Source organism: Cognataquiflexum nitidum, assembly GCF_022538055.1.
GTDB lineage: Bacteria > Bacteroidota > Bacteroidia > Cytophagales > Cyclobacteriaceae > Cognataquiflexum > Cognataquiflexum nitidum.
Window position 1 is genome coordinate 1 of sequence record NZ_JAKZAM010000053.1, and the last position, 20,482, is coordinate 20,482.

The 20,482-nt window shown below is 41.1% G+C and carries 18 protein-coding genes; 10 read left to right on the forward strand and 8 right to left on the reverse strand.

From position 1 onward, the window contains the following. Positions 1-1,271: 1,271 nt before the first annotated feature. The 4 genes from MMU07_RS20965 to MMU07_RS20975 form a co-directional block, all read right to left on the reverse strand. On the reverse strand, positions 1,272-2,732 hold the full coding sequence (locus MMU07_RS20965; protein WP_241128567.1) for a hypothetical protein: 1,461 nt from the start codon (positions 2,730-2,732) through the stop codon (positions 1,272-1,274). Between the two features lie 964 nt (positions 2,733-3,696). Beyond that, the gene (locus MMU07_RS21765; protein ID WP_255737807.1) at positions 3,697-3,825 is read right to left on the reverse strand and encodes a hypothetical protein; all 129 of its coding nucleotides are present in this window, start codon (positions 3,823-3,825) and stop codon (positions 3,697-3,699) included. Between the two features lie 69 nt (positions 3,826-3,894). Further along, the gene (locus tag MMU07_RS20970) at positions 3,895-4,398 is read right to left on the reverse strand and encodes a winged helix-turn-helix domain-containing protein (protein WP_241128568.1); all 504 of its coding nucleotides are present in this window, start codon (positions 4,396-4,398) and stop codon (positions 3,895-3,897) included. 517 nt (positions 4,399-4,915) lie between these two features. Beyond that, positions 4,916-5,626, reverse strand: coding sequence for a DsbA family oxidoreductase (locus tag MMU07_RS20975; RefSeq protein WP_241128569.1), 711 nt, complete (start codon positions 5,624-5,626; stop codon positions 4,916-4,918). Positions 5,627-5,671: 45 nt separating this feature from the next. Here MMU07_RS20975 and MMU07_RS20980 point away from each other — a divergent pair, with 45 nt between their 5' ends. Beyond that, positions 5,672-5,839 (forward strand): hypothetical protein, encoded by a 168-nt coding sequence (locus MMU07_RS20980; RefSeq protein ID WP_241128570.1) that lies wholly within the window; start codon positions 5,672-5,674, stop codon positions 5,837-5,839. A gap of 70 nt (positions 5,840-5,909) precedes the next feature. On the opposite strand, the gene MMU07_RS20985 is transcribed toward MMU07_RS20980, so the two are convergent. Next, positions 5,910-6,980 carry a Fic family protein gene (locus MMU07_RS20985; protein ID WP_241128571.1) on the reverse strand — a complete coding sequence of 357 codons (1,071 nt, stop codon included), beginning with the start codon at positions 6,978-6,980 and terminating at the stop codon, positions 5,910-5,912. Between the two features lie 87 nt (positions 6,981-7,067). Between MMU07_RS20985 and MMU07_RS20990 the strand changes: the two genes are divergently transcribed. The 9 genes from MMU07_RS20990 to argH all read left to right on the forward strand — a co-directional run bounded on the left by MMU07_RS20990 (position 7,068) and on the right by argH (position 17,374). Further along, positions 7,068-8,333: an aminotransferase class V-fold PLP-dependent enzyme gene (locus MMU07_RS20990; protein ID WP_241128572.1), complete on the forward strand. Its 1,266-nt coding sequence runs from the start codon at positions 7,068-7,070 to the stop codon at positions 8,331-8,333. Between the two features lie 468 nt (positions 8,334-8,801). Next, a complete protein-coding gene (locus MMU07_RS20995; RefSeq protein WP_241128573.1) occupies positions 8,802-9,482 on the forward strand; it encodes a GNAT family N-acetyltransferase in 681 nt (226 codons plus the stop codon). Between the two features lie 45 nt (positions 9,483-9,527). Further along, positions 9,528-10,724 (forward strand): argininosuccinate synthase, encoded by a 1,197-nt coding sequence (locus MMU07_RS21000; protein ID WP_241128574.1) that lies wholly within the window; start codon positions 9,528-9,530, stop codon positions 10,722-10,724. Continuing rightward, positions 10,711-11,679 (forward strand): N-acetyl-gamma-glutamyl-phosphate reductase, encoded by a 969-nt coding sequence (argC, locus tag MMU07_RS21005; protein WP_241128575.1) that lies wholly within the window; start codon positions 10,711-10,713, stop codon positions 11,677-11,679. The genes MMU07_RS21000 and argC overlap by 14 nt, the downstream gene beginning before the upstream one ends. Before the next feature lie 10 nt (positions 11,680-11,689). Further along, positions 11,690-12,820, forward strand: coding sequence for an aspartate aminotransferase family protein (locus MMU07_RS21010; protein WP_241128576.1), 1,131 nt, complete (start codon positions 11,690-11,692; stop codon positions 12,818-12,820). Positions 12,821-12,873: 53 nt separating this feature from the next. Next, positions 12,874-13,824, forward strand: a complete 951-nt coding sequence (locus tag MMU07_RS21015) for an N-acetylornithine carbamoyltransferase (RefSeq protein WP_241128577.1) — start codon at positions 12,874-12,876, stop codon at positions 13,822-13,824. A gap of 53 nt (positions 13,825-13,877) precedes the next feature. Then, positions 13,878-14,678, forward strand: a complete 801-nt coding sequence (gene argB, locus MMU07_RS21020) for an acetylglutamate kinase (RefSeq protein ID WP_241128578.1) — start codon at positions 13,878-13,880, stop codon at positions 14,676-14,678. 29 nt (positions 14,679-14,707) lie between these two features. Further along, a complete protein-coding gene (locus tag MMU07_RS21025) occupies positions 14,708-15,790 on the forward strand; it encodes a M20 family metallo-hydrolase (RefSeq protein ID WP_241128579.1) in 1,083 nt (360 codons plus the stop codon). Positions 15,791-16,036: 246 nt separating this feature from the next. Beyond that, entirely contained in the window at positions 16,037-17,374 is a 1,338-nt protein-coding gene (gene argH, locus MMU07_RS21030) for an argininosuccinate lyase (RefSeq protein ID WP_241128580.1), read from the forward strand. A gap of 414 nt (positions 17,375-17,788) precedes the next feature. Here argH and MMU07_RS21035 read toward each other — a convergent pair whose 3' ends face one another. Genes MMU07_RS21035 through MMU07_RS21045 form a run of 3 tightly spaced genes read right to left on the reverse strand, consistent with a single transcriptional unit; the run spans position 17,789 to position 20,216 of the window. Beyond that, positions 17,789-18,319: a hypothetical protein gene (locus tag MMU07_RS21035; RefSeq protein WP_241128581.1), complete on the reverse strand. Its 531-nt coding sequence runs from the start codon at positions 18,317-18,319 to the stop codon at positions 17,789-17,791. Between the two features lie 12 nt (positions 18,320-18,331). Next, entirely contained in the window at positions 18,332-19,627 is a 1,296-nt protein-coding gene (locus MMU07_RS21040) for a hypothetical protein (protein ID WP_241128582.1), read from the reverse strand. Positions 19,628-19,640: 13 nt separating this feature from the next. Then, positions 19,641-20,216, reverse strand: a complete 576-nt coding sequence (locus tag MMU07_RS21045; protein WP_241128583.1) for a YceI family protein — start codon at positions 20,214-20,216, stop codon at positions 19,641-19,643. Positions 20,217-20,482: the final 266 nt, after the last annotated feature.

A 20,482-nucleotide genomic window follows, 5' to 3' on the forward strand; every position in this document is an offset into this window, starting at 1 on the left:
GCGCCTTTCCGAGAAATCCCCCTTTGTGCCTCTGTGTCTTTGTGAGATATTTCCTGCGCCTTCCCCTGAAATTATCCAAGGACTTTGTTTTCTTTTGTTCCTTTGTGGTTCAATTTATTTCTTTTTGCGTCATTGCGCCTTTGCGGGAAAATTACTTTTAGCACCTTTACGAGAAATCACCCTTTGTGCCTCTGTGTCTTTGTGAGATATTTCCTGCGCCTTCCCCTGAAATTACCCGAGGACTTTGTTTTGTTTTGTTCCTTTGTGGTTCAATTTATTTCTTTTTGCCTCTTCTCGCCTTTGCGGGAAAATTACTTTTAGCGTATTTACGAGAAATCACCCTTTGTGCCTCTGTGTCTTTGTGAGATATTTCCTGCGCCTTCCCCTGAAATTATCCAAGGACTTTGTTTTCTCTTGTTCCTTTGTGGTTCAATTTATTTCTTTTTGCCTCTTCACGCCTTTGCGGGAAAATTACTTTTAGCGCCTTTCCGAGAAATCCCCCTTGGTGCCTCTGTGTCTTTGTGGGATACTTTCTGCGCCTTCCCCTGAAATTATCCGAGGACTTTGTTTTCTCTTGTTCCTTTGTGGTTCAATTTATTTCTTTTTGCCTCTTCACGCCTTTGCAGGAAAATTACTTTTAGCACCTTTACGAGAAATCCCCCTTGGTGCCTCTGTGTCTTTGTGGGATACTTTCTGCGCCTTCCCCTGAAATTATCCGAGGACTTTGTTTTCTCTTGTTCCTTTGTGGTTCAATTTATTTCTTTTTGCCTCTTCACGCCTTTGCAGGAAAATTACTTTTAGCACCTTTACGAGAAATCCCCCTTGGTGCCTCTGTGTCTTTGTGGGATACTTTCTGCGCCTTCCCCTGAAATTATCCGAGGACTTTGTTTTCTCTTGTTCCTTTGTGGTTCAATTTATTTCTTTTTGCCTCTTCACGCCTTTGCAGGAAAATTACTTTTAGCACCTTTACGAGAAATCCCCCTTGGTGCCTCTGTGTCTTTGTGGGATACTTTCTGCGCCTTCCCCTGAAATTATCCGAGGACTTTGTTTTCTTTTGTTCCTTTGTGGTTCAATTTATTTCTTTTTGCGTCTTTAAGAGAAATCACCCTTTGTGGCTCTGTGTCTTTGTGAGATATTTCCTGCGCCTTCCCCTGAAATTATCCAAGGACTTTGTTTTCTTTTGCGTCTTCACGCCTTTGCAGGAAAATTACTTTTAGCGTCTTTAAGAGGAATCACCCTTTGCTTCTTTACAGGAAAATAAATCTGTGGCCTTAAATTTTAGCTGCAACCGACCTTCCCCTCACATATTCCTCACGCTTGTACCTCATCTTTCCCTTCCAAGCCAAAAATACCAAAACCATAAAGATACCCCCCCCGGCCAAAAAAACTTCAAATGACATCATATGCCCAAAATGCATCCAATACCGCTGCGCCGGAAACATTTCCAGTACCTCTTTGCTACCCAAACCCAAGGCTTCTTCCATCCCGGGGACATTGAGTGGCAACCAAAATAAAGATACCGATACATTTACAACACTAGCCACAATAAGGTCTTTGTTGACAATTCTATACCTCCTGACTGCCTTCAAAAGCAGTACAACCATAAATGGAAAAAAAGCCAATAACAACCTTGACTCCGGATGCAGTGCAAATACAAAAATCAATATGCCTACAACCGTCATCCCCATCCCGAGCTTTGCGGCTTCCTTGACCATCCTAGGGAAAAAAACCAATGACAGCGGAATCATAAATCCAAAAAACATAAAGTGGCCAACCAGAAAATCTCCCGGAAAGCGAAGTGTGTCTTTCACAAATCCCAAGAAAAGGCCAACCGGCTGAACAGTAGCATTATTGCCTGACAAAAGAAAAATCACCAGCACAAATACCATGAAAATCCCTAGCAACCTTCCCATTTTCTGGGATTTGGTTTTCTTTATCATCAACTCATAGCTCTTGGACCAGTCAATGGGATTTCTAACCATCATGCCCAGAACAAATAATACCAAGCTAAGGATAGAACCGATATGCAGTGCCACGTTCCAAAAACCCTCCTGAAAAAACCTCCCTGTAAACATGCCAAGCAACCCCAAGAAAACAAGCAAAAACAAAGAAGTAATCACCGGAAAAAAGGACTTTGGCCTCTCCTCAGGGTAGAACAAAAGCTGCTCACTAGGCAAAAACAAAAGCAATAATCCAGTCAGCATCATAGTGGGCCATACAAATCCGGCTACAATCGATACCAGAAACAGTTTTTGACGGTTGATTTTGATGAAATAATTGGCCTGACCGATTGCAAGCATCAAGGTGGGAAGATCCGTAGAAAATGGGTTGTACCAAGGGTCTTTAAGTACGGCAAAGTTTACAAACAGCAACACAAAGCCCAAAATACTCAGGGAATCACCCAGCCGCAGTTTTGTCGCTAAGGCAAAATACCAGTAAACCCCCAATCCTAAAAATAAAAAATGCAAGACCAGCATCCCACGTATGAGGTTATCATAACTTTTAACAATTTCAAAAACCCCAAACATCACATTCACAAAAGCGAAAGGCATGACCCTCTGCATCTGAATCACATTGTAACTTCCCCCTTCTATTTTTTCCAGAAAACTTCCGGCCACTTCTCTGAAAAAGAGGCCATCTCCCATTGCACCCTCATTGACCGGGACTTTCTCGCCCAGAATCTGAAAAAACACAACGGAAACAAGGGCAGCAATTAATGTGAATCTTATCAAGGTATCTTTGGGTTATTTTTAGGGTAATCTTCGAATTTGGGCTTTGCAATAATGACCGTTATAAGCCTGAATTCCAAATCTAGTTTTATTTTTATGGATATACGCTTCTTTGCCAGTTACCCAATAATCTACTTCAGTCGGGACGGAAGACCGATGACCGATGTTTCGGACACCTCAGTCTCCAACATTGGATAACTTTGAATTATCGCTTTCACCGGCATCATTGCATATACACAAAGTAATTTTTTTACAAAACAATGGGCAAATGCACTTCCCAATAAATATCCATTTTCTAATTAATATCAACCAATATCCAATATCCACCAATATCCCCTTTCTAATTAATACCAATCAATATCCAGTATCCACCAATATCCTTTTTCTAATTAATACCAATCAATATCCTTTTTCAAAAAAATATCAACCAATATCCAGTATCCACCAATATCCCTTTTCCAATTAATACCAATCAATATCCAATATCCACCAATATCCTTTTTCTAATTAATACCAATCAATATCCAGTATCCACCAATATCCATATTAATATCCACCAATATCCCTTTCCTAATTAATATCAACCAATATCCAGTATCCACCAATATCCATTTTCATTTTAATATCCACCAATATCCTTTTTCAAAAAAATATCAACCAATATCCAGTATCCACCAATATCCATTTTCATATTAATATCCACCAATATCCTTTTTCAAAAAAATATCAACCAATATCCAATATCCACCAATATCCATCTTCAAATTAATATCAACCAATATCCAGTATCCACCAATATCCATTTTCATATTAATATCCACCAATATCCCTTTTCAAAAAAATATCCACCAATATCCTTTTTCAAAAAAATATCCACCAATATCCTTTTTCAAAAAAACATCAACCAATATCCATTTTCAAAAAAATATCAACCAATATCCAGTATCCACCAATATCCCTTTTCAAATTAATATCCACCAATATCCTTTTTCAAAAAAATATCAACCAATATCCAGTATCCACCAATATCCATCTTCAAATTAATATCAACCAATATCCAGTATCCACCAATATCCATTTTCATATTAATATCCACCAATATCCATTTTCAAAAAAATATCCACCAATATCCATTTTCAAAAAAATATCCACAAATATCCTTGTATTACCCAAACACCAGCAATCCCCCCACTTCCTCCAGCTCCTCTTCCAACACTGATACCTTTACTCTTCTTTGGACTTTTTCATAGGTTTTGTTGACCAAAAAATCCAGGTACTCCAAGTCAATCTCCTTTCCTATCAACACCATCTCTATGGTACCTGAATCAATTCCTTTGGCATAATCACCGATGATATAAGCCCTCTCCACGTTGCCAAGCCTACTGACTACCTGCTCAAGCAATTGGTCCAATCCCAAAAATTTGGACACCATGTTTTTGATCTCCTGAAAAAAGGGATGCTCATTGTTGGCCCTATACATTTTGGTTTTTCCCTCATCCCCCGAAGTCAGCAGGCCGGCATCAGTAAGCCTATTCAGTTCCACACGGACAGCATTGGTGGATTCATCAAACTCCTTGGCAAGTGAGCGCAAGTAGCTTGAATTGTTGTGTGAAAAAAACTTTAGTAAAAGTTTAACCCGGGTTTTTGAAGTGACTATGGAGTCAAGCATTTTGTTGATCAATAATATACATAAGCCAAAATTCCTCTTTCTAAAAATGACCCAATCCTTGGTTTTCAATAACCCTCAACCAAATGCTTGTACTGAGCGTAGTCGAAGTAACCATCAAAAGCCCAGCTTCGCCCTGTCAGTCCCATCAAAGAACCTACCGGGTATGAGTAAATTTCTTACTCATGAGTAACAAATTTACTCGGGGAAAATAAAAAAACAAGCACAAACAAAAGATTTAAATAAAATATATAACTGTCTGATAAATAATATTTTATAAATACTCAGTTAAACAAAATAAAAAATGAAATTCAGCCTGTATTAAATGAATTTGGTCTCAAAACCATATCTAAAAAAAAAAGGGAATCACATTGATTCCCTTTTCTATTCTTACCAATCCTTCAAAAATATTTCATTAAATCAATATCGCACACCCACAAAGTTCTCTAAAAAATATATGGCCTGTGGTCAAAAATTTATAAGGCTGTAGACTATCAGCTATGGACTGTTGACCATTTTCTCAATCACAATTCCCCTCCAAATCACAGGAGCTTCCATCCTTATTTTCTGCCACCTGAAGGACGGGATTGGACTTCACAAAATCCTCCCAAGCCTTGTTGATAGTCTGTTCAAAAGCCTCCTTTGGTTGTGCCCCTGATATCCCATATTTCCGGTCCAAAACAAAAAACGGTACTCCCCTTACACCAATCTGTCTTGATTCATAAATATCCTGCTCCACCTTTTCGGCAAACTCATCGGAATCCAGACATTGACCAACTCTCTCCTCTTTCAGGCCTACCTCCTTAGCCAATCCAATTAAAGTAGCTTTATCATCGATATTCGCCCCTTCGGTGAAATATGCTTTCAACAGCCTTTCCTTCATTTCCCCTCCCTTACCCATTGTTTTGGCAAGCTGTAGCAGACGGTGCGCATTTTTGGCGTTTGCCACCACTGTTTTATCCATATGGTAAGTCAATCCCTCCCCTTTAGCCATTTCTACCACCTGTTGGGTGACTTGGAGGGTTTGTGCCTTGCTCCAACCTTTGGTTTCTGACAAATAGTCCAGTGTACTTTTGGACGTATCCGTCACCATTTCAGGATTGAGAAGAAAGCTTTTCCATTCAATTTGAACATTATCTGCAAAATCAAAATCCGCCAAGGCAGATTCCAGTCTTCTTTTTCCTATATAACAAAATGGACACATGATGTCCGACCAGATTTCTATTTTCATAATTCAGATAATTTTACTTCTTTCATAAATCCATTTTAAAATGATATGGTTCCAAAACCAAAGACAAAAGAATGTCCTTCCTGTGCCATGGACATAGATTCCAAAGCGGAATTTTGTCCAATCTGCGAATACCATTTTCCCAAAACAAACCCCATTTACCAATGGATCGCCATCCTGTTGGCCATCCTGTTGCTTTTACTACTGTTTATGTAAACATCCTTCATTTTTCATTCTTAATTCTTAATTCTTAATTCATCATTCATCATTCATCATTCATCATTCTTTAAACCAGCTCCAAATGCCTTTCGAGAGAATCCTTGACAGCATCCGCTACCATATGGTAAAATACCTCGGGATTATTATCTACCTGAACAGCCTCCAAAGCCTTATAATATGCCAGCCTTGAAGCAAGGTCTCCTTTGAGATTGGCGATGGTATATCCCCGTCTGAGCAAAATCAGATTCATCACAAGCCTGCTACTCCTACCATTACCATCAATAAACGGGTGGATACTGACTAATCTTTCGTGCATTTCTGCTGCCAAAATCACCGGATGCAAGCGCTTCTTCTGCTTGTCGTAATGAATAAAATATTCTTCCATCATCTTTTCCAACAAAAAAGGCTGAGGTGGCACATGGGCACTTCCCGATATCCTTACAGGTACCGAGCGAAATTTACCGGCATTATTCCTGTCAATCCCCTTCAAAATCAGGTAGTGTAATTCCATCAATACCCTTGGACTGAATTCCATATGGTCCTGTACCAACTGCTCGATGTAAGAAATGGCCTCGGCATGATTGATTGCCTCGAGGTGCTCCCTCATGGACTTCCCGCCAATGGTAATCCCTTCATTGACTACAAGGTGTGTTTCCTGCAAAGTGAGCGTATTTCCTTCGATCCTATTGCTTTCAAAAGTGTATGCCACATTGAAAAATTCCTGCATCTTTTGCAATTGGGTATGATTCAATGGTCTCAAAGATTGCCATTTGGATTTCAAAATATCGATCTGCTTCAGCTTATCCTGGATGGCTCCACTCAATTCGGGCATGGTCAAAGCCTGCTGCCCTGATAGATAAGCAACCCTAGACTCAGCCAAAGCCAAAATCTCCCCTGCATTTTCTTCATAGGCCAACAAATTATAAACCTTCTCCGCCAGCCACATCTTTCTGGCCTCATCAAATGGGATCTGAAGCACCTCAGTAAGCGCCTTTAAATTATCTTCAGTCGGTAAGCGGACCCCCTTTTCATATTTGGAGATCAATGCAGGATCAATCCCTGTCTGAAAAGCCAGATTCCTCACTACAATTCCCTTTTCATTTCTTTTTTCAAAAAGAACCTCCGCCAATAGACTCATACTGTTGACTTTTTATTTGTTGACAAATATATTCAACTTTTTGTGGGTTTAAAATTTTTTTCTCATTTTGTTCTAAATTTAACCACCATGAACAAGCGGAATTTCCTAAAAACCCTGACATTGACCGGCATAGCTTCCTCAGCCTCCTTGCAGGCGCTCTCAAAGACAATTGACCTGTATGCCGACATCCCTCCCATTGACTTGGCAAAGGATGAAGATTTTTGGCTGAAAATCAGGGAGGGATACAAGCTCAAACCAGACTATATCAACCTAGAAAACGGTTACTACTGCTTTATACCCAATGAAACCCTCGAGAACTACATCAATCATATCAGGGAGATCAATTACCAAGGATCTTGGTATTTCCGTACAGTACAATGGGAAAATAAAGACAAAGCAGCAGCAAGGTTAGCAGCGGCTTTTGGGGGAAGTCCGGATGAAGTGGCTATCACCCGCAATGCCACAGAATCCCTTGACATCATCATCTCAGGATATCCTTGGCAAAAAGGCGATGAAGCCATATTTGCCGAGCAGGATTATGGAAGTATCCAAAACATGTTTATCCTCGCTTCCAGAAGGCATGGCATCACCAATAAAATCGTCTCCATCCCAAACCACCCAAAATCCGACGAGGAGATAGTCAAAATCTACGAAGACGCCATTACTCCAAACACCAAACTGATGATGGTAAGCCACATGATCAACATCACGGGACAGATACTCCCCGTAAAAAAAATCTGCGACATGGCACACCGTCACGGAGTCGAGGTCATGTTGGACGGAGCACACTGTATAGCCCATTTTGACTTTAAAATCGACGACCTACACTGTGACTATTATGCCTGCAGCCTCCACAAATGGCTGAGTGTACCACTCGGCGCAGGCTTACTCTATGTCAAAAAAGATAAAATCAACAAGATTTGGCCCCTTTTGGCACCTTACGAACTAGATCATGCCAATATCAAAAACCTCAACCATATCGGAACACATCCTGTCGCCACTGACCTCGCCGTCAATAATGCCTTGGATTTCTTCGAGAAAATCGGGGCTCCACGAAAAGAGGAAAGATTGAGATACCTGCAACTATACTGGAGTGACAAGGTCAGAAATATACCAAAAATCAATGTCAACACACCGGCAGATCCATCGCGTTCCTGTGGAATAGCCAACGTAGGTATTGAAGGTATGGATCCAAATGAAATGGCAAAAACCCTGATGGACAAATACAAAATCTACACCGTAGGCATCAATTACGCAGGCGTGGTGGGATGCAGAATCACACCAAACGTCTACACTTCGACTGAAGAATTAGATGTATTTGTCAATGCCCTCAAGGAAATGGCCAAATCCTAAAAGGCCTTAAACAGTCATACCCAATCAGCTCAAGAAATAATCACGTTACCGTAGACCCACAAGAAATTGGTTTACGGTAACGAGAGGCCCCTTTTTTTACTGATACCCCAAATATTCTCTTGTTTTTTAACCATTGATGTAAGATTATGCAAGTAGAATGAAATAACTGAAATTATTACTTGCATCTTGTTTCAAACCTTTTAACATTTGCAGACATTTTCAAAAAGCATGTCAAACCTAAATCTCATAGCCCTAAACTCTACCAAAACAAAGACTTTGTTTTTGTCAGGTGTGGCTATGCCATTTTTTACTCCATTGAGGAGGTTTAGGAACAGCTTCAGGGTGACATCCCTGTCTTAATTTTTGGTGTCCTATGTGGACGACCTACAATAGCAATTTCAATTTGTCATTACATTCCAAAGCCTCGAAAGAGTCATCTAAACATTCATTTATTCCCAATTGGACAAAATGGAAAACATTCCTTCATTTATCATCAGGCCTGCTACTGAAAAGGACTGCACATATGCAGAGACCATCACTACTGAAATGGAAGAGTCTGCCAAAGCCCGAGGCACAGGTATTGCAAAACGTTCACCTGAATACATCAAAACCAAAATGCAGGAAGGCAAAGCAGTCATAGCTTTGACCAAAGAAGGTACTTGGGCAGGTTTTTGCTACATTGAAGCTTGGGGACACGGTAAGTTTGTCGCCAATTCAGGATTGATTGTAGCCCCGCAGTTCAGAAAATATGGCCTTGCAACATTGATCAAAAACGAAATATTCAAACTCAGCCGTACCAAGTTTCCCGATTCCAAAATTTTTGGACTCACCACCGGCGCAGCGGTCATGAAAATCAACTCCAGCCTTGGGTATATCCCTGTTTCCTACTCCGACCTCACAGACGACGAAGAGTTTTGGAAAGGCTGCAACAGCTGTGTCAATGTAGAAATCCTTAAAAGCAAAAACAGACAAAACTGCCTTTGCACTGCCATGCTTTATGACCCTTCCAAAAAAGCCAAAGCCCAAGATGTGGCATTACGGACTGATTTTAAAAAAAACCTGAAGTTATTTGAGCGATGGACAAGACTCAAGAAGTACGTCATGCTCAACCTGAAGAAAACCAAGGACAAAACATTCAATTTATTTTAAACCTATTAAGCCTGATTGCATTGGCTTGAACAAAAGACATCAGCAATGAAAAAAACAGTATTAGCCTACAGCGGAGGATTGGACACCACTTTTTGCGCCCTTCATCTTACCAAGGATTTGGGTTATGAAGTACATGCCGTATTGATCAATACGGGTGGATTCTCTGCCACAGAATTATTGGAAATCGAAACAAGAGCCAACGGACTCGGCGTAGCCTCTTTCACGGTATTGGATGTGACCAAAACCTACTACAGGGAAGTTCTCAAATATTTGGTATATGGGAATGTCTTGAAAAACGCAACCTATCCCCTATCAGTAAGTGCAGAGCGAATTCTCCAAGCAAAAACACTTGCCGAATACGCAAAAAAAATCGGCGCAAAATCCGTTGCCCATGGCAGTACAGGGGCAGGAAATGACCAGGTGCGGTTTGACATGATCTTCCAGACCATCGTCCCTGACATCAAAATCATTACCCCTATCCGTGACCTCAAACTCAGCAGGGAAGAAGAAATCGCCTACCTCAAAAAACATGGTGTTTCAATGAATTTTGAGAAAGCCAAATATTCCATCAACAAGGGAATTTGGGGAACATCAGTCGGTGGAAAAGAAACCTTGACTTCCAACCAAACATTGCCTGAAGAAGCTTGGCCTACACAAGTCAGTAAATCCGGTTCAGAAGAAGTCCTCATCGGCTTTGAAAAAGGAGAGATCAAATCAGTAAATGGAGAAGCTTTTGCAAATCCTGTAGATGCCATCCTGAAAGTACAGGAATTGGCAGCACCTTATGGCATTGGAAGAGATATCCACGTAGGTGATACGATTATTGGTATCAAAGGACGGGTGGGTTTTGAGGCAGCAGCCCCAATCATCATCATCAAAAGTCACCAGCTTCTTGAAAAACATACCTTGACCAAATGGCAGACATTCTGGAAAAACCAGCTTTCTGAATTCTATGGCAACCATCTCCATGAAGGACATTACCTAGATCCTATCATGAGAAACATGGAAGCATTCTTGGAAAGTACCCAGGAATTTGTCTCCGGAACAGTAAAGGTGACCCTTCACCCCTACCGCTTCCAATTGGTAGGAATTGAATCATCCCATGACCTGATGGCTTCCAAGTTTGGCAGCTATGGAGAAATGAACAAAGGCTACACCGGAGAGGACGTCAAAGGATTTACCAGAATCCTTGGTAACCAAACCGCCATTTTCCATCAAGTCAACCACCATGAAGAAGATTAAAACAGCCATCATCGGCGCAGCAGGATATACAGGAGGGGAATTACTTCGCCTTTTGGTGTACCATCCTGTCTGCGAATTGGTGTATGTCCACAGCAATAGCCAAAAAGGCAAAAAAGTAACCGAAGTCCATCCCGACCTGATCGGAGACACCGAATTGCTTTTCACTGATAAAGTTGAAACGAAAGGTATTGATGCAGTATTCTTAGGCCTTCCCCATGGGGAAACCAAAGGTTTTTTGGAAAACCATCCATTTTCACCCAACACCCTGATCATTGACCTGAGTACGGATTTCAGGGACGAAAGCAATGGTTTTGTCTATGGCTTACCTGAAGTCAACAAGTCAAAAATCCAGAACGCCAAGAAAATCGCCAACCCGGGCTGCTTTGCGACAGGCATCCAGTTGGCATTGGCTCCTGCTATCCAAAAAAGTTGGGTAAGAAACACCATACAGGTCTCAGGAATAACAGGCAGTACCGGTGCGGGTAAAAAACTGGCTGAAACAAGCCATTTCAGCTATAGAACAGGGAATATGTCTGTTTACAAATTGTTTACCCATCAGCACCTCAAAGAAATCAAACAGACCTTCGGACAATTAAATCCTGAGTTCAAGCAGGACCTGTTGTTTGTGCCCTACAGAGGCAATTTCTCCCGTGGGATCTGGATTACCGCTTACTTTCCTTTCGAAGGAGATTTGGATGAAGCCCTAAAGGTGTACAAGGATTTCTATCAAGATGCTCCATTTACCCATGTTTCGGATCAGGACATCGACATGAAGCAAGCCGTCAATACCAATAAATGCATCCTTTATTTACAAAAAGAAAATGGCCAATTGGTCATCTATGCAGCGATTGACAACCTTCTCAAAGGTGCATCCGGTCAGGCAGTCCAAAACTTCAACATTGCATTTGGTCTGGAAGAAACTACCGGACTGAATTTAAAAAGTATCGCTTTCTAACCTATCAGCCATGAACCTATTTGACGTATATCCTTTAATCAATGTCACTCCAGTCAAAGCCTTGGGATCCAAACTTTGGGATGAAAAAGGAGATGAATACACAGACCTGTATGGGGGACACGCTGTCATTTCTATCGGACACAGCCATCCCCATTTCAACCAAAGAATAAAAGACCAATTGGACAAGATTACTTTTTATTCCAATTCTGTCCACATCCCTATTCAACAGCAGCTTGCCAAAAAACTAGGGGAAATGTCAGGTTACCCTGATTTCAACCTTTTCCTGTGCAATTCCGGAGCAGAAGCCAATGAAAACGCTTTGAAATTAGCCTCATTTGCTACGGGAAAATCCGGCTTTATTTCATTTTCAGGAGCATTCCACGGCAGAACTTCCGGCGCTGTCGTCTTGACTGACAATCCAAAAATCGTAGCCCCTTCCAACCAAAGAAGCGATGCATACATTCTTCCTTGGGAGGATATTGGATCTGTAGAAACCCAACTTAAAGCAGGAAACATTGCCGGTATCATCATCGAAGGCATCCAAGGCGTGGGCGGGATTCATGTCCCCTCTTCAGAATTCTTATTGAATGTTTTCAGATTAGCAAAAGAACATGGGGCAAAATTAATCCTCGACGAGGTACAATCCGGTTATGGAAGAACAGGAAAATTTTTTGCCCACCAGTGGGTCGAAGGATTGGTTCCCGACCTGATCACCATGGCCAAAGGAATGGGCAATGGCTATCCGATCGGGGGAGTATTGATCCATCCTGAATTTAAAGCCTCCTATGGACTTCTAGGAACCACTTTTGGTGGAAATCACCTTGCCTGTGCCGCAGGATTGGGCGTATTGGAAGTGATTGAATCAGAAAAACTGATGGCTCATGCCGGGAAAATGGGAGATTACCTGATCGCTGAACTGAATAAAATCTCTGGGGTCACCCAAGTCAGGGGCAAAGGCCTGATGATCGGCGTTGACCTGAATAGAGACGCTGCACCTGTACGTTCTGAATTGGTCAGCAAATACAAAATATTCACAGGCAGTTCAGCAGGAAAACAGACCATTCGCTTGCTTCCACCTTTAAATATTGGAATCAATGAGCTATCTTCGTTTGTAGATAGTCTGAAGAAAATATTGAATTAATCTCATAATAAGATCCCCTATCATCCACAAATTTGGGACTTAACCTTAACGAAATGATGCACTTCACCAAATTTGATGACAAAGCTACAGCAGAAAAATTGATCCAAAAAGCCCTTCATTACAAAGGAAATCCTTGGATCGATCAAGCAAAAGGTCAAAGAAAAAGAATTGGCTGCATTTTTTTAAACCCCTCCCTCAGAACCAGGGCTAGTACGCAGATCGCTGCACAGCAATTGGGAATGGAGGCCATCGTGATGAACATGGACAAAGAAGGCTGGGCTTTGGAGATGAGAGAAGGTGTCACCATGAACAAGGGTACTGTGGAGCACATCAGAGATGCAGCAGGGGTATTGGGTTCCTACTTTGATATTCTTGCCATCCGTGCCTTTCCTACCCTGACCAACAAACAGGAAGATTTGGAGGATTTTGTATTTAACCAATTCATCAAATATTCGGGGGTACCGGTCATCAGCCTGGAATCTGCGATCAGACACCCACTGCAAAGTTTGGCAGATATGGTGACCATCCATGAACAGCGGAATCAGGAAAAAAAACCAAAAGTCGTCCTAACGTGGGCACCACATATCAAGGCCATTCCCCATGCTGTTGCCAATTCATTTTCAGAATGGGCGATAGGCTGTGGCCACGACCTGACCATCACCCATCCATTCGGATATGAATTGGATGAAAAATTTACCAAAGGGGCCAATATCGTCATGGACCAAAAGGAGGCTTTGGAAGGTGCTGACTTTGTATATGTCAAGAATTGGTCTGCATTCAATGATTATGGCAAAATCCTGAATACTGACAGTTCTTGGATGTTGACCGAAAAGCATTTGAAGCATGCCAAAAATGCCAAAGTCATGCATTGCCTACCTGTAAGGAGAAACCTGGAATTATCCGATGAAATATTGGATGGGAGCAGAAGCCTTGTCATGAAGCAGGCTCAAAATAGAATTTTCGCAGCACAATCAGTCATCAGCCATATTTTGGATCAGAAGTAATTTTAGCTTCCATTACAAAAGAAGCACCACCTAAGGATCAAACCTATCAGACCATGAATATCAGCATCATCAAAATCGGAGGTAATGTCATAGACTTCCCCGCAAAACTGGAAGAATTCCTCTTCCTTTTTTCGAGGTTTCCGGGTAAGAAAATACTTGTACATGGCGGAGGGGTCATGGCTACCAAATTTGGGGAAAGCCTAGGGGTGATGCCTGAAATGGTCGACGGCAGGCGCATTACAGACAAGGAAACGCTTGACATCGTCACCATGGTATATGCCGGACTTATCAACAAGCAGATAGTCGCAAAACTCCAAGGACTTAAACAAAACGCCATAGGCATGACCGGCGCAGACGGTAATCTGATCAGGTCTGACAAAAGGCCGGTCAAAACGATTGATTATGGATTTGTTGGAGATATCAAAGAAGTCAATGTAAACCTGATCCAAATGCTCCTTGACAATGATATCATTCCGGTGGTTTGTGCCATTACCCATGACAAGAAAGGCCAATTGCTCAATACCAATGCGGATAGCATAGCTTCCGAACTCGCTACTAACCTGTCCAAAAACCATAAAGTCAACCTCTACTATTGCTTCAATAAATCAGGTGTCTTGATCGATGAACACAATGACAACTCGATCATTCCCATGATCAATGAGGAAATCTACGCTGAACTCAAAAAAGAAAATGTCATCCACTCCGGCATGATCCCAAAATTAGACAATGCTTTCGCCGCCTTGAACAAGGGCGTCAACTTTGTTTGGATCGGAAAAGCGGAAAACCTGCTTTTGGCTTCAAAAGGAAAACTATCCGGCACCACCATAGAAAAACACCGATACGACTTATACTGACACTTAATCAGTTGAATTTTAAATTCAAAATGAATTACTCCAACACGCTGTTTCAATCCTTTAATGAAGAAACCACCTCTTTGTTGGTTTCATTAATTGAGACACCTTCTCTGAGTAAGGAGGAGGAAAAAACCGGAGACCTCATAGCAGATTTTTTTGAAAAGAAAAACATCAAAACCCATAGAAAAGGAAATAACATTTGGGCCTCAAACAGGTATTTTGATCCCAAAAAGCCAAGCATCCTTCTCAATTCCCACCACGATACCGTCAAGCCAAACGCAGGATATACCAAAGATCCTTTCAAAGCAATCAGAGAAGATGGCAGGATTTACGGATTGGGAAGTAATGACGCAGGCGGATGTTTGGTAAGTTTGATTGGGGCTTTTTGTTATTTCTATGAAAGAGAAATCCCATACAACCTGATCTTGGCGGCCACAGCTGAGGAAGAAATTTCAGGAAAAAACGGCATAGAAAGTATATTGAACGAACTTCCGGAATTGGAACTCGCCATCGTCGGAGAACCTACTTTGATGCAAATGGCAGTGGCAGAAAAAGGACTGCTCGTGATTGACGCTACTGCAAAAGGCCAAGCAGGACACGCTGCCAGGGAAGAAGGAGAAAATGCAATCTACAAAGCCTTGGATGATCTGAATAAAATCCGGGATTATGAATTCAAAAAAGTCTCTCCCTATTTAGGAAAAACCAAGGTGACCACCACCATCATTCAGGCAGGTTCCCAACACAATGTCATACCGGATTTATGTAAATACACCCTCGATGTACGGGTCACTGATAGCTATACTTTGGAGGAGGCATTTGCTGAACTAAAAAATATTCTTCAGGCAGAATTGACCCCGCGGTCACTCAGGCTGAATTCCTCGAAAGTACCTGAAGGACATAAAATCCTTGAAGTCGGCAAAACATTGGAGTTGGAAACCTACGGCAGTCCTACCCTATCTGACCAGGCACTGATTCCCTACCCTTCTGTCAAAATCGGTCCGGGTGATTCTGCCCGTTCCCATACTGCCGACGAATTTATTTACATTGATGAAATCCAAGAAGGTATCAAAGGCTACATCAACTTGCTTGACCAATACTTCCAACTACCCTAAAAATACCCAAATTCTATTTCCATTTATTTCTATTGTATTTCCACTTTATTTCAACCTTATTTCTATTGTATTTCAACCTTATTTCTAAATAACCATAAACCAAATAAGACAAGTTTTGAATATCCCAATAACCAGCTGTGGACTATCGACTATGGACTATGGACGATTACCTTCGACAGGACTCCTATTTGAATAACCAATAACCACAAACTCAATAACCATTAACCTTTAACTCAATATCCAACCATGAAACTCTGGCAAAAAAATACAGGATCGAAGAAAGAAGTTGAAAAATTTACCATCGGCAGAGATCCTGAATTTGATGCAATCTTAGCCCCATTTGATGTTATGGGATCGATGGCACATGCCATCATGTTGGAAAAAATCGGACTATTAGACGCGGATGACCTGATTTTGCTCAAAAAAGGATTAAAAGAAATCTATCTGGAAATAGAAAAAGGCCAATTCAAAATCGAGGAAGGCGTGGAAGATGTACATTCCCAAGTGGAGTTTTTGTTGACTCACCGGTATGGTGAAGTTGGTAAAAAACTACACAGCGGCCGATCCAGAAATGACCAGGTCCTGGTGGACCTAAAACTGTATTATAGGGCTGCTATCAGAGAAATCGTCGAAGCCACAGAAGAACTTTTTGGACTATTGATCCACCTATCTGAAAAACACAAGAATGACCTGATGCCGGGGTATACCCATACCCAATTGGCCATGCCTTCTTCCTTTGGGCTTTGGTTTGGATCTTTTGCGGAGGGCCTTACGGAAGATTTGGATTTGTTGCAGGCAGCATACAAACTTTCAAATAAAAACCCGCTTGGTTCTGCCGCGGGCTATGGTTCTTCATTTCCTTTGGACAGGACATTGACGACCCATTTGTTGGGATTTGAAGACCTTCACCATAATGTCATCAATGCCCAAAACAGCCGCGGCAAAACAGAAAAAACAATTGCTTTTGGTATTGCCGGCATATCGGGGACCATGAATAAACTTGCTTCTGATGTCTGCATATTTATGAACCAGCACTTTGGGTTCATCACGTTTCCTGATGACCTGACTACCGGAAGCAGCATCATGCCCCACAAAAAGAATCCGGATGTATTTGAATTGATCCGAGCCAAAACCAACCAACTTCAGGGAATCCCAAATACCATCACTTTGATGCTGACCAATACGACGACGGGCTATCACCGGGACCTCCAATTGCTGAAGGAAGTAATATTTCCCGGAATTGAGACCTTATTGGATTGTATACGTATGAGCACTTTTATGCTCCAAGAAATCAAGGTAAAAGAAAATATCCTCGCAGATCCATTTTACAAGCATGCCTTCAGCGTAGAAGTAGTCAACGACCTGGTTTTGAATGGAATGCCTTTCCGTGATGCTTACAAAAAAGTCGGATTGGACATTGAGAAGGGAGATTTTCAGCCGGACCAAAACAAAGTGGCACATACACATGAGGGAAGTATCGGAAACTTGTCCTTGAATGAAATTAAAGAAAAAATGGACAAGGCAGTCAGTAAATTTGATTTTGAAAAAGTTGATTTGGCCTTAAAATCCCTACTTTCTATCTAACTGTGGATAGTGTGAAAAATATAGGTATCTGCATTATTAAACGTTTTCATCTAATTTTTGAAATTTTCTGCTGTATAACAGAACTCCTATGCTTGGGTAAGGAAGGAATGATTCCTAAACTTCGGGAGGCCGACACCGGCCTTGTGAGTGGATAAGGGATTAAAGCCTCTAATAGCCGGAAAGTGAGTTTGCCAGTCTTGGCTTTTTTGGCCACCTTTTTTTCGACAAAAAAAGTAGCTGTAAAAATGAGGAATAGGTTTCCTCAAGGCATAAGGACTCTTTGAAAGTTAATTTTAGTACCTGCTTTTATCCTGATACACATAAAAAAGAATAATCTAAGTTTGGTCGATTTAGGAGATTTCAAACTACATATTGAAAATGTGATTACAGCCTGAAAAAAATCATCCTAAAGTTTTAATCTAAAAAACCAAGGGTAAAATCCAAAGTCAGCTTTTCTTCTACCTTGATCATACCGCCCATTTTTTTTGGTGCTTCCAAATCAAGGTCTTCAAAACTTAAAATCAGGTTTGCATGAAGCCCTTCAGGAACTCTTTTCAAAACAAGGGACGGAAAATCTAATTTTTTGCCTACCAAAGTGACTGAAAGGTCGCAGGTATAATGTCCGTAATTGGACTTGAGGTTTTGTACTTTAACTCGGGCAGAGGGATATTTGTCTGATTTTATAGTATTTCTAAAATCCCTGTTGATCAAAAAATTACCACAGGAAAAATCCCTGACCGGAATATCAAAAACCATTTCTTTTGCTGTTCCCACAAAGTCAATAAATAACGTATCCTTCAAGCCTGCTTTTGAATAATCACAGCTAAATCCACCGATCGAGGTCTGACCACTTACTGTGATCGTCTTTTTGGTAACAATTACCTCTCTCTCTTTTAAGTCGGGATTCAGAAGAATCAAAATCAAGGCTAGAAGGATACGCATCATGCTGAATTAATATTAGAATCCAATTACACCTTCAATCATGAGGCCATTGAATTTACCGCCATTTCTGATATCAGTTGCAGCGAAGTCATTGAAGTTCTGTTGAACATATTCCAATTTGGCCAGGATATTTTTGGTTACAAACCATCCACCACCAATCTGGATTCTGTCTAAGCTTACGTCCAATCCTGAGCCCGCAAGTTTCCCGCTAACTTCATTGTACCGCCCAGCTACGTAGTATTTTTCGCTTCTTCCAAATCTGTAGACTAAATCAAGTCCTGTCTGATTCCATGTCCTGTCCACTGTTTCGTTTGCGGCTCTTCCTTTTGACTGTTCAAAGTTTCCGAACAATTCCAAACCATGAAACTTGATGAAAGGGTTGATCACCAATGCCGTAATGTTATTGGTCTGACCGGGGTTGATTCTTCCTGAGGTGAAGTTAGCAGCGGTAGTAGCCAAGGTGTTTTCCATAACCATGTAATATCTGGAACCTGCACGGTCGCCACCCCAAAGTGTGTTTCTTGCAGATCCTGAAGTAGTATACACAGAACCTGTCAATCTGATTCTTAAGTCGTCAGAAAGTTGTTTGTCATATCCCAATTTACCAATAAAAGAAGGCTTTCTATCATCCGGTCTGGTGACACCACCTTGGATCTCACCACCTGTGACAGCAACCATGGCCAAGATACCATTAGACTGGAAGAACAATTCCCCACCGACTTCTGTAGTAAAGGCATCCATGATGTAGTTTCCAATGAAGGGATTGTACATGGCATTACCATTGTCAGATCTTCTGAATTGGGCATCGCCATAGTTGATTTGCATATGACCGACACGCAATGTCAGGTATTTGTCAAACCAATCAGTGTTGCCTATGTTAAGGAAACTTAATTTATCAACCTGTAAGTATCCACCCTTTACCCAGGTTTCGGGGTGATGCCTAGAAGATAGGTAAGCAATCAGGTTCAATCTCAAACCATCTGCCAAGGCCACGTCAATATTGAGGTTGGCAGTAGCGAGGTTGGTACCTGCACCGATATCAGCTAATTGGTTTAAATTGACATTGTTTGCATTCAATACAGGATTTGAGGTATTAGAATGGCTCAGATTTTGCCATTGTTGGGTGAAATGGCCACCAACCCTTACCTTCATTCCTTCATATTCGATGGTATCAGCTTTTCCTGTTTCGAAAATATTAATACCTCTTTGGTCATATGGTCTCCAGAATTGCAGGTCTCTCTGTAGTCCTTGGGCAAATGTGGATAAGGATAACACCACAAATGCAAGCGTAGCAATAAAATACTTTTTCATGATATTAGGATTTTTAGTTGATAGGTTGAAATGTTGTTTTAAATGATATTTTAACTTCGTCTCTAGTTTTTACAGTTCCCATCAAAGCTGTGGGAGGAGTGATGGAAAAGGTTGTGAGTTTTGTGTCAAAGCTTCCTTCAAAAGTAAATTTGTTTCCACTTTGGGTAACCTTAACAGGGAATGAAGCCGGTTTTGTAACTCCTGCGATTGTAAAATCGCCTATTGCCTGAAAACTGCTTCCACTGCCTGTGATTTCCTTTAATGTAAACCGGATCTCTTTATTCTTGCTCGTGTCGAGTGCCTTGTAAGCATTGTTGTCCAATCCTTTAGTCCCGCTTTTTAGACTCTCTGCCTGAGCAGAAACCGTGGCACTTTTTACACTTTTCAGTTGGTTGCCATCTACGACAAGGAGCGCTTCCCCTTTAGCTGTATTTGTGGTCATCGTCCAGTCATGTAAAGACGATCCTCCATCTATCTGTAAGGTTGGTGAAGCAGAAAGCGTGTACTTTGTTTGAGCCTGAAGTGCCGAAATTGCTGACATCAGGATAAAAATCATTATCACTGATATCGTCTTTAATCTGTTTTTCATAATCAGTTGTGTTTGTTTGATGATGCTAAATTGAGGATATACGTCCCATTAAAACATGATCAAAATCATTTATTAGTATGATTTAAAGCACAACGATATTTTATGGTTTAAGTCAAAATAAAAAAACAGAACTTTCTCAAAAAACTAAGAGAAAATTCTGTTTGACTAGAGAAAATCGGAATAAAAGAATATGACTCCCCCTAACTTCACACGTAAGTCTGAACTGCCGCAATAATAAGTCTGTCAAATAATTTTTCTCCGAAATA

Excerpts from the sequence above, each read along its gene's own strand:
- MMU07_RS21035 (WP_241128581.1), bottom strand. The coding sequence starts at position 18,319 with ATGATGCGTATCCTTCTAGCCTTGATTTTGATTCTTCTGAATCCCGAC.
- MMU07_RS20985 (WP_241128571.1), bottom strand. The coding sequence starts at position 6,980 with ATGAGTCTATTGGCGGAGGTTCTTTTTGAAAAAAGAAATGAAAAGGGA.
- MMU07_RS20990 (WP_241128572.1), top strand. The coding sequence starts at position 7,068 with ATGAACAAGCGGAATTTCCTAAAAACCCTGACATTGACCGGCATAGCT.
- MMU07_RS20970 (WP_241128568.1), bottom strand. The coding sequence starts at position 4,398 with ATGCTTGACTCCATAGTCACTTCAAAAACCCGGGTTAAACTTTTACTA.
- MMU07_RS21000 (WP_241128574.1), top strand. The coding sequence starts at position 9,528 with ATGAAAAAAACAGTATTAGCCTACAGCGGAGGATTGGACACCACTTTT.
- MMU07_RS21045 (WP_241128583.1), bottom strand. The coding sequence starts at position 20,216 with ATGAAAAACAGATTAAAGACGATATCAGTGATAATGATTTTTATCCTG.
- MMU07_RS20975 (WP_241128569.1), bottom strand. The coding sequence starts at position 5,626 with ATGAAAATAGAAATCTGGTCGGACATCATGTGTCCATTTTGTTATATA.
- argC (WP_241128575.1), top strand. The coding sequence starts at position 10,711 with ATGAAGAAGATTAAAACAGCCATCATCGGCGCAGCAGGATATACAGGA.
- MMU07_RS21040 (WP_241128582.1), bottom strand. The coding sequence starts at position 19,627 with ATGAAAAAGTATTTTATTGCTACGCTTGCATTTGTGGTGTTATCCTTA.
- MMU07_RS21025 (WP_241128579.1), top strand. The coding sequence starts at position 14,708 with ATGAATTACTCCAACACGCTGTTTCAATCCTTTAATGAAGAAACCACC.
- argB (WP_241128578.1), top strand. The coding sequence starts at position 13,878 with ATGAATATCAGCATCATCAAAATCGGAGGTAATGTCATAGACTTCCCC.
- MMU07_RS20995 (WP_241128573.1), top strand. The coding sequence starts at position 8,802 with ATGGAAAACATTCCTTCATTTATCATCAGGCCTGCTACTGAAAAGGAC.
- MMU07_RS21010 (WP_241128576.1), top strand. The coding sequence starts at position 11,690 with ATGAACCTATTTGACGTATATCCTTTAATCAATGTCACTCCAGTCAAA.
- MMU07_RS20980 (WP_241128570.1), top strand. The coding sequence starts at position 5,672 with ATGGTTCCAAAACCAAAGACAAAAGAATGTCCTTCCTGTGCCATGGAC.
- argH (WP_241128580.1), top strand. The coding sequence starts at position 16,037 with ATGAAACTCTGGCAAAAAAATACAGGATCGAAGAAAGAAGTTGAAAAA.
- MMU07_RS21015 (WP_241128577.1), top strand. The coding sequence starts at position 12,874 with ATGATGCACTTCACCAAATTTGATGACAAAGCTACAGCAGAAAAATTG.